This window comes from bacterium (assembly GCA_035370465.1).
Taxonomy (GTDB): domain Bacteria; phylum Ratteibacteria; class UBA8468; order B48-G9; family JAFGKM01; genus JAGGVW01.
This window is the reverse complement of the sequence record DAOOVW010000019.1, coordinates 19,841-29,985: the sequence shown is the minus strand read 5'-3', so window position 1 is coordinate 29,985 and position 10,145 is coordinate 19,841. Positions and strand designations below refer to the sequence as shown.

The 10,145-nt window shown below is 29.6% G+C and carries 6 protein-coding genes; 3 read left to right on the top strand and 3 right to left on the bottom strand.

Going from position 1 to position 10,145, the window contains the following annotated elements:
• Window positions 1–153: 153 nt before the first annotated feature.
• The 3 genes from PLW95_04095 to nrdR are packed head-to-tail and all read right to left on the bottom strand — an operon-like array spanning window position 154 to window position 3,387.
• Window positions 154–843, bottom strand: a complete 690-nt coding sequence (locus PLW95_04095; protein ID HOV21844.1) for an anaerobic ribonucleoside-triphosphate reductase activating protein — start codon at window positions 841–843, stop codon at window positions 154–156.
• Window positions 840–2,930: a ribonucleoside triphosphate reductase gene (locus PLW95_04090; GenBank protein ID HOV21843.1), complete on the bottom strand. Its 2,091-nt coding sequence runs from the start codon at window positions 2,928–2,930 to the stop codon at window positions 840–842. The genes PLW95_04095 and PLW95_04090 overlap by 4 nt, the downstream gene beginning before the upstream one ends.
• A 10-nt stretch (window positions 2,931–2,940) precedes the next feature.
• Window positions 2,941–3,387 (bottom strand): transcriptional regulator NrdR, encoded by a 447-nt coding sequence (gene nrdR / locus PLW95_04085; GenBank protein HOV21842.1) that lies wholly within the window; start codon window positions 3,385–3,387, stop codon window positions 2,941–2,943.
• A gap of 310 nt (window positions 3,388–3,697) precedes the next feature.
• On the opposite strand from nrdR, the gene PLW95_04080 reads away from it, so the two are divergent.
• From PLW95_04080 to PLW95_04070, 3 genes are read left to right on the top strand one after another with little or no spacing between them, the layout of a single operon-like run.
• Window positions 3,698–4,312, top strand: a complete 615-nt coding sequence (locus PLW95_04080) for an AMMECR1 family protein (GenBank protein HOV21841.1) — start codon at window positions 3,698–3,700, stop codon at window positions 4,310–4,312.
• A complete protein-coding gene (locus tag PLW95_04075; protein ID HOV21840.1) occupies window positions 4,309–9,432 on the top strand; it encodes a carboxypeptidase regulatory-like domain-containing protein in 5,124 nt (1,707 codons plus the stop codon). Before PLW95_04080 ends, PLW95_04075 begins: the two co-directional genes overlap by 4 nt.
• Window positions 9,429–10,100, top strand: coding sequence for a VanW family protein (locus PLW95_04070; GenBank protein ID HOV21839.1), 672 nt, complete (start codon window positions 9,429–9,431; stop codon window positions 10,098–10,100). Before PLW95_04075 ends, PLW95_04070 begins: the two co-directional genes overlap by 4 nt.
• The last annotated feature ends 45 nt before the right edge of the window (window positions 10,101–10,145 follow it).

Sequence of the window (10,145 nt, the reverse complement as noted above, 5' to 3'; positions counted from 1 at the left end):
CTTTATCAACAACTTTCTTTCCCCCATTTATTGCTAATTTCCCCATTCTCCCTCCGTTGTATAAAAAGGTATATAGTTTTTTCAGACATTATACCCTTATAAAATATTCTTGCAAAGAAGATTTAAAAAATTAATCAAAATTTATTCATGAAATTATCTTATATAACAATTTTCTACATAATTTAGCATTATTTCTTTTATTTTCTCAAGTTCATCATCAGAATAAGTTGGTTCATTTATAAAAGAAGGGTCAACACATTTTGAAGGAATGAATTTCTGGAGATAATAGTTCTTACATCCTGAAATTGTTTTCCCAATTTTTTTAAAATCATCAAAAGAAAGTTGTGATTTTACAACTGTTGTTCTAAATTCATAAGGAATTGCTGAATTTTTTATTAGATAAATACTTTTTAAAATTTTTTCTGTATCAACTTCAACTTTTACAATTTCATTATATTTTTCTAATGGTCCTTTTACATCTAATGCAATATAATCAATATTTCCCTTTCCTATCAGGTCCTCTAACATTTCTGGATTTGAGCCATTTGTGTCAAGTTTTACAGAAAACCCAAGTTCTTTAATTTCTTTTATAAAAACAGGAAGGTCTGTCTGAATTGTTGGTTCTCCTCCTGTTATACACACCCCTTTTAGATATTTTTGTCTTTGTTTAAGGAACTGAAAGAAATCTTCAAGAGGGATTTCTACTGGAAACTTTTCAGGTAAAACCAATTCTGGATTATGACAATAGGGACATCTAAAATTACAACCAATAGTAAAAACAACACAGGATAAAATCCCATCATACTCAATCAACGAAAGTTTTTGTAATCCACCTATTTTCATTTTACAGAAAATGTTTTTCTTATTTTAAATTCTTCCTGTTTTCCTTTATTCCACTGACTTATAGGCCTTAAATAACCAACTACTCTTGAATAGACCTCACATTCTGACTTACATCTTGGACATTCAAAATGCTCACCAGAAATATATCCATCGTTTGGACATATTGAAAAAGTTGGTGTAATTGTAAAATATGGAAGATGAAAATTCTCACATATTGTTTTTACTAAACTTTTTATCCCATTGGCAGAATGTATTTTTTCTCCAATAAAAATATGAAAAACTGTTCCTCCTGTATATAATGTTTGAAGTGCATCCTGTAATTCAAATGCCAGGAAAATATCATCTGTATAATTTACTGGAAGTTGGGTAGAGTTTGTATAAAATGGTTCTGCTCCTTTTTTATAACTTTCTTCATTTGCCACTATTATATCTGGATATTTTGTTTTATCTATTTTAGCCAGACGATAAGAAGTCCCTTCTGCGGGAGTTGCTTCTAAATTATATAAATTTCCTGTTTCTTCCTGGAATTTAATAAGTTTTTCTCTAATAAAATTCATAATCTCAATAGCAAAATCTCTTCCCTCTTGTGTTCCTATATCTTTCCCAAAAAGATTAAGACATGCTTCATTCATTCCAATTATACCTATTGTTGAAAAATGATTGGTCCAGTATTTTTTTGTTCTTTCTTTTACACTTCTTAAATAAAATTTTGAATATGGATAGAGGCCTTCATCTGTAAATTTCTCAAGAACTTTTCTTTTGATTTCTAAACTTTCTCTTGCAAGTTCCATTAACCTTTCCAATCGCTGCTTAAATTCTTCTTTTGTTTTAGATAAATATCCAATACGAGGTAAATCAATCGTTACAACCCCAATACTGCCTGTTTGAGGATTAGCACCAAAAAGTCCTCCCCCTCTTTTCCTCAATTCTTTTTTATCCAATCTCAACCGACAACACATTGAACGAACATCATCCGGGCTCATATCAGAATTTATAAAATTAGAAAAATAGGGGATACCATATTTCCCTGTTATTTCCCACAGGAGTTTAATATTTGAGTTATCCCAGTCGAAATCTTTTGTTATATTATAAGTTGGTATTGGAAAAGTAAAAGGCCTTCCTTTAGCATCTCCTTCAAGCATTACTTCAAGAAAAGCACGGTTTATCATATCCATTTCTTCCTGAAATTCAGAATATGTTTGATTTTTAAATTCTCCCCCTATAATTACTGGCTGATTTTTGTATATTTCAGGGACTACCAGGTCAAATGTCAAATTTACAAAAGGTGTTTGAAATCCAGTTCTTGTTGGGACATTTACATTAAATAAAAATTCCTGAATTGCCTGTTTTACATCTTTATAGCGAAGTTCATCATTTTTTACAAAAGGAGCAAGCAAAGTATCAAAATTGGATAGTGCCTGAGCGCCTGCTGCTTCTCCTTGAAGTGTATAGAAAAAATTAACTATCTGACCTAATGCCGACCTGAAATGTTTTGCTGGATTACTTTCAACTTTTCCTGCTGCACCCTTAAAACCAACAGTCAAAAGATCCTGTAAATCCCATCCAACACAATAAACAGAAAGACATCCTAAATCATGAATATGAAAATCACCGTTTATATAGGCATTTCTTATTTCAGGAGGATAAATATTATTTAACCAGTATGTTTTTGTAATTTCAGATGAAATATAATTATTTAGCCCTTGAAGAGAAAAACTCATATTACTATTCTCATTTACTCGCCAGTCAATTTTAGTTAAATACTGGTCAACAAGGTCTAAACTTGCTTTAGTTGTAATTTCTCTTATTTTGGCATGCTGTTCCCTGTAAATTATGTATGCTTTTGCTGTTTTTTTATACGGAGAAGAAATTAGAACTTCTTCAACAATATCCTGGATTTCTTCAACATTTGGTATTTTTTCACCTATTGTATTAATTGCGATATCAAGGACTCTTAAGGTTAATTTTTTTGCAATATCAAATCCAAATTCACCTGTTGCCTGTCCTGCCTTTAAAATTGCATTTGTTATCTTTGAAGCATCAAAATTTACAATTTCACCATTTCTTTTCTTTATTTTCTCAAACATTTTCCCTCCTCTATATAATTTTATCTATTTCCTTTTTAAATTGTGAAACATCCTGGAAGTCCCTATAAACAGAAGCAAACCTTATATATGCAATTTTATCTAATTTTTTTAACTTCTTAATAACAATTTTACCTATTTCCTTAGATGGTATTTCTCTTTCGCCTTTCTGTCTCAATTCCTGTTCTATTTCAATAATTACTTTTTCAATTTCTTCTGTACTGATGGGTCTTTTTTCACATGCTCTCTGTATTCCAGAAAAAATTTTATCCCTGTTAAATTTTTCTCTCCTTCCATCTTTTTTAATAACTATAATTGGTTTCATTTCTATCTCTTCATATGTAGTAAATCTTTTTCTACAATTTAAACATTCTCTTCTTCTTCTTACCTGCAACCCGTTATTTATTTCTCTTGTATCAATAACTTTGTCTTTAAGGAAACTGCAATATGGACATTTCATTTTTCTATATATTGTACCTTTATTTATAATGTACCACAATATATTGAGTTTGTCAAGTCAATTAGAGCCCTTATAAAATAGACAAATTCCAGACAAAAAAATACCAGAAAATAATTGTAATTGTGAAGAAATGAAAAATATCATAGAGAGAAAGGACTTTACTATTTATCAGGAAAAACAATTCCCAAAACAAAAAATTAGATAAAAAGTATTTTCCTTTCTCTCAAATTACACTTTATTTGACAATTTGAAAAAATTATTTGAAAATTTAACTATAATCTTTGTTTTAAAAAATTTAAATATTTTTCCCATGTATAATAAGATAAAAAGAAAATTACTGAATTATTACTCAAAGATTTCCAGGAATTTTTTAGTTCTTTGTTTAGCAGTAAATATTTTTTTTCCATCAGTTTTTGAAGAAAAAGCGATATTCATCTGTAGAAAGACAATTGAAAATTATATAACAGGGTATAGCGAAATAATTCCTGAAAATCTCCCAGAAATTTTTAATAAACCAATTCCAGTTTTTGTTTCTCTCAAAAAAGGGAATCAAACTAGAGGTTGTTCTGGTAGTTTTAAAACAGAAACGGGAACACTTGCTGGAGACCTTATAAAATTTTCAATTATTGCTGCTACTGAGGATTATAGGTATAGACCTGTTGATTTACAGGAATTAAAAGACATAAAGATACAGATAACAATTCCTGAAATTCCTGTTGAAATATCTTCTATCTCTTTTTATAATCCTGAAAATGAAGGACTTATTGTTAAAAAATCTGGCAAACAGGGTCTTGTTCTTCCAAAAGAAGCAAAAACAGGTGAATATGCACTAAAAATGTGTTTAAGAAATGCAGGTATTAATGATGAACAAGGAATTACAATTTTTAAGTTCAAAGCAAAAGTTTTTATAGAAGGTGAAAAATGAAAAAATTTTTTTATTTTTTTATTTTTGTTTTTTCCTTTCCCTGCTTTTGTGACACAATTACAGGAATTATACAGACAAAAGAAAAAAAAGCAATTAGTAGCGCCAATGTCTCTATCTTCAATATTCCTCAAACAGGTAAAACTCCATTGAAAACAGTTATTTCAGATAGTAATGGAAAATTCAAAATTGATAATCTTGAGACCGGCTATTACAAAATTGTTGTTCAAAAAAAAGGATTTTGCGATAGTACACTTGGAAAAATTGAGGTAAATCAAGCAAAATTTGGAGTTGTAAAATACGAAATCATAATGAGTATTCCAGGAGCAATAAGCGGGTTTGTATATGACCAGGAAGGAAAACCAATTTCAGGAGCAAAGGTATTTATATCCAAGGATATTTATACACTGACAAATAGCAAGGGATTTTATAAACTTGATGGATTAAATCCTGGAACAAAATATATCTATGTTCAAGCAGACGGTTTTGTTAAAGAACATAAAAATACTGTTGTTGAAGAAGGGAAAGAAGCAGGTGGAATAAATTTTTCCCTTCCTTATGCAGGAAGTATAAAAGGAATTATTGTTGATTCTGAAACAGAAAAGCCAATAGATAATGTGGATATTTCTTGTTCAGGTACTTCTTTTTGTTCAACAAAAACAAATAAAAACGGTTATTTCTATATTGATGGGTTGAAACCAGGATATTATAGTTTATATGCATATAGACAGGGATATGAAGACATAAGAATTGAAAAGAAGTTTGATTTAAAACCAAAAGAAACTGTTGATGCAGGGAAAATACAGATGAAAATTAGAGCAAAATATTTTCATCTTGCCTCAAAAGAATGGTTATTTACTCCAGAAGAAAAAGTTAAAGTGTACTTTAATGCATTTAGAATAAAAAGTGCCACAATTGATGTATATGAAATTGACCTGCTTAATGAAATAAATAAGACAAAATTAAGAGACATTTCCATAAATGAAATCCTGATGTCTTCTGATTTATCAGGGAAGAGTCCTGTTCTAAGTAAAAAGTTTGAAATTACATATCCTACTCCATTAACTGAACTTTATGACAGAAATTTTTTATTGGACCAATTTCCTGAAGGGGCATATGTTTTTGCATTAAAACCAGAAGGATTTGCAGAAATAAAAGGATGGTTTTTTGTCTCTGACATTGGATTCATCTCAAAAATATCCAATAAAAAAACGAATATTACATTATTCTCTCTCACAAAAGGTGATATTCTCCCTGATATTCAAATATTTTTATTTGATAATTTATGGAATTTAAAAGCAACTACAACAACAGATAGTAATGGTCAGTGTAATTTCGAAAGTTTTAATAAGTTTATTGCTGTCAAAGGAAATTCTTTTGCATTTTCAGACACCTGTAATTCAATATATGGCGGGACTTATGAGAACAAAACAGTCTATGCTTATACTGATAGACCTGTTTATAGACCAGGGCAGGTAGTTAATTTTAAAGCAATTCCAAGGATTGATATGGGAGATAAATATTCTGTAGCAGAATTTTCTTCATGTGAGATTAAAGTAAAATTACCTGATGAAACAGTTGTTTATGAAACACAAATTATTCCAGGAACAACTAATTCTATTTATGGTTCATACACCCTGCCAGAAGAACCTCCACTTGGAACATACAAAATTGAATTTATGACTATTGGGAAAAATGAATTAAGTGGTTATTGTAATTTTAAGGTTTTAGAATATAGGAAGCCAGAATTTTCTATTGATATCAAGACAGATAAAAATGTTTATCTTCCAGGTGAAAAAATTAAAGTTCTTATTACAGCAAAATATTACTTTGGAACACCTGTAAAAAATACAGATGTGTTATGGGCTATATATTCAAGACAAATATGGGAAAATGATAATGATGATTATGAATATGGTGAAGAATATGGAGGATGGTGGAAAGGTGGACTTGTTTGTTCTGGGAAAGGGACAACAGATGAAAATGGTATTTCCTTAATTGAAATTCCAACACAACTTTCATATGAAATAAAACAAATATTTACGATTGAGGTTAGGATGACAGATGAAAGCAGAAGAGAAATAATACAAAGTACAAAAATAGTAATTGTTCCTGGAAGTTTTGAAATAGCAATAACAACATCAAAATATATTTATTCTCCTGAAGAAGAAATTCCTGTTTACCTTTCAATAAAATATTATGATGGGCGAGAATTCAAAGGGAAAAAACAATTAAAACTAATAGTCAGTCAGGAAAAGTATGATAAGAACAAAAGAAGATGGAGTTATAATAATATTATTTCAAAAAATGTTATTCTTAACAATGCGAAAACAACTTTCAATATAAAACCAGGTATAACAGGGTACATAAAAATTATTGTTCAGGGAATTGATGAATATAATAATATCATCTCTGCAACAAAATATGTTTGGATAACTGGCAGAGATTATTATTCTCAATGGTATGGTAAAAAAGAACTTGAAATTGTATCTGATAAGAAAAAATATAAGCCAGGAGAAACTGCAAAAATTCTTATAAACTCCTCTTATAGTGATTTAACAATTCTTTATACAATTGAGGGCTATGAAATTTTTGAAAATAGAGTAATTAAAATGAATGGAAATTCTGTTTTGTTAGAACTTCCAATTAAATATGAATTCATTCCAAATATTTACATTACAATCTGCGCTGTAAGGAACAAAAGTTTTCTGTATTCAAGCAAATCTCTCGTTGTATCCTGTGATGATAAATTTCTTAATGTTGAAATAACTTCTGATAAACCAAAATACCAACCAGGAGAAAAAGCAAAATATCTGATTAAAATAAAAGATAATACAGGAAATCCTGTTTCTGCTGAATTTTCAATGGGAGTGGTTGATGAAGCGATTTATTCAATTTCAAACGAACTTGTACCAGAAATAGAGGACTTTTTTTATGGTTTGAAAGGAAATAATGTTATAACTGGATATTCTTTTTACAGATGGTATTATGGCGGTGCTGGAAAGGACTTTGCACAGCAGGATATAAGAAAAAACTTTAAAGATACTGCCTTCTGGTTACCTCTTGCATTAACAGATGAAAATGGTATAGGAAAAATTGAAGTTGAACTTCCAGATAACCTTACAACATGGAGAACTACAATTCGTTCTGTTACTGATGATACAAAAGTTGGTACAGGAAAAAATAATATTACAACTGCAAAACCACTTATGGCAAATTTGATAACACCAAGATTTTTTGTTGAAAATGACCGACTTTTAATTTCAGGAGTTATACATAATTATACTGGAAGTCAACAAAAAATTTATACAAAAATACATGCAGAAGGACTTGATATTCTTGACGAAACAGAAAAAATAATTGAATTACCATCTGGTAAATCCGCAAGAGTTGACTGGAAAGTGAAAGTAAATTCAGTTAAACAGGTAATAATTACACTCTATGCAAAATCATCTGAATTTTCTGATGGTATGGAACTTAAAATACCTGTTTTTTTATATGGTACAGATGAAAGATATGTATTTGCAGGTCAGTGTGATGATGTTAGAGTTGATACATTTTATTTACCCATTGGAACAATTCCTTCTTCAATTGACATAAGGTCTTATATTTATCCCTCTCTTGTTTCTGGTATGTTCACTTCTCTTGAAGCACTTTCAAAATATCCATATGGATGTATTGAACAAACACTCAATGGTTTTCTCCCTGCTATTCAGGTTGCAGATACACTTACAAAAATTAAATCATATGACCTTTATTTTCTTGCATCTGATAGAATAAAATTTGAACAAATGTTAAAAGAATTGCCTAAAAAAGTAAGTGATGGATTGATTAAACTTTATAACTACCAGAATGAAGATGGAGGATGGGGGTGGTGGCAAAACGATATAAGCAATCCATATATAACTGGATATGTGATATTTGGATTAACTCATGCCAAAAAATCAGGATATATTGTAAATGAGGATAGATACCAAAGAGGAAAAGAATGCTTGAAAAATATGCTTAATACTGTAAATGACTACAATCAGAAAGAATTTATACTTTATGTTCTAACATATACTGGTGAAAACAGCTTACCAGTTGTTGAAGAAATTTATAATAACAGAGATAAACTAAATTCCTATACCATTGCTCAATTATGCCTTATTTTAAAGGAAAGAGGAGACACAAGAGCAAATACTTTACTTGATGAACTATGCACCAAACTTGTAAAGCCTACTACATATCTTAATTACTGGGCAGTTGAAGACGGAAATTATTCCTGGATTCATAATAATATTGAAGCAACTGCATGGGGATTATGTGCAATACTGGCAATAAATCCTAAAAGAGAAGAAATTCCTTTTATTATAAGGTATCTTGTTATGAAAAAGCAGGGAGGACTCTGGATGTCAACGAAAGATACTGCTATATGTCTTTTTGCTTTCACCAATTATCTTATGATTACAGATGAGTTATCACCTGATTATACTTTCATTCTTTCAGTCAATAAAAAAAATATTGCAGAAGAAAAAATTGATAGAGAAAGTATTAAGAAGTTTATGACAACTATTGATATAAATACAGAAAATCTGAGCATAGGAAAAATAAATTCAATAGAGATAGAGAAAAAAGGACAGGGTAATCTTTATTATTCTAATGTAATTAAATTTTCTGTAAAAGATATCTCTATTCCACCTTTTGATGGCGGATTTAAGATATTACGAAGATATACTGAAATAAAATCAAGAGAAACAATTGATAAAGAAGGGAATAGAATCTATGTTTATGATGATATCAATAGAGAAGTTAAAAGTGGTGAAAAAATCCGTGTTGAAATAAAAATTTCGGGTGGAGAAAAATATGAATATGTAATGATAGAAGACCCAATTCCATCAGGATGTGAAGTTGTTAATGAGTTATCAGAAGATAATTGGTGGTATTGCAGAAGAGAAATAAGAGATGAAAAAATTGTTTTTTTCACAACTTCCTGGGGAGCAAAAGAAAAAACAATTGTTTATTATTTAAGAGCAGAAACTCCCGGTTCATATAATATTCTTCCAACAAAAGCACAATTGATGTATTTACCAGAAATCTGGGGACATTCTCAGGGAAATAATTTAATAATTAAGGAAAAATGATAAAAAATTATATAAAAATAGTTTTTATTTTAATTTTTTTGAATTCTATTTGTATGGCTGACCAGTTCAAATATAAATGGTCTTCTTACACAACTTATTTTCAACAAAACATTGATGAAAGAGGAAATAATATAGAAACAGGTGCAAAATATCTTGATGGAAAAATTCTTTTTCCCAGGGTTATATTTTCATTTAATAATGAAATTACAGAGAAAATTTCTGATGGTGAACTTGGAACAGCATCTACTCTTATTGGTGACAAGAGAGTTTTAGGACTTGGAGGTGGATTATGTCAGGTTTCATCAACTCTTTATGCTGCTGTTCTTTATGCTGGTCTTTCCATATTTGAAAGAAAACCACACTCAAAATTAGTTTCATATATTCCACCCGGTCTTGATGCAACAGTTTCAATTGACGAAGGAATTGACCTGAAATTTTATAACCCTTATACCTGCAATCTTATGATAAAATCTGAAGTAGAAGGAAATAGTTTAAAAATAACAATATTGGGAACAAAACCAAAAGTCCGTGAGATAAAAGTATATGTTGCAAAAACAATAAAACAGGAACAATTTTTACTTACTACAACTACCAGAACTGTTTTTTCTTCTGGCAAAGAACTTTTTTCAGAGATTGTTTCAAGAGATAAATATTTAATTCCTGAGTAAATTAAAGTCAAATATGGTATTGAAGAACAAAAAAAATTTTAGAAC

Bases quoted from the DNA above. Each gene is read 5' to 3' on its own strand.
- PLW95_04075 (HOV21840.1), top strand. From the start codon at position 4,309: ATGAAAAAATTTTTTTATTTTTTTATTTTTGTTTTTTCCTTTCCCTGC.
- PLW95_04090 (HOV21843.1), bottom strand. From the start codon at position 2,930: ATGTTTGAGAAAATAAAGAAAAGAAATGGTGAAATTGTAAATTTTGAT.
- PLW95_04095 (HOV21844.1), bottom strand. From the start codon at position 843: ATGAAAATAGGTGGATTACAAAAACTTTCGTTGATTGAGTATGATGGG.
- nrdR (HOV21842.1), bottom strand. From the start codon at position 3,387: ATGAAATGTCCATATTGCAGTTTCCTTAAAGACAAAGTTATTGATACA.
- PLW95_04070 (HOV21839.1), top strand. From the start codon at position 9,429: ATGATAAAAAATTATATAAAAATAGTTTTTATTTTAATTTTTTTGAAT.
- PLW95_04080 (HOV21841.1), top strand. From the start codon at position 3,698: ATGTATAATAAGATAAAAAGAAAATTACTGAATTATTACTCAAAGATT.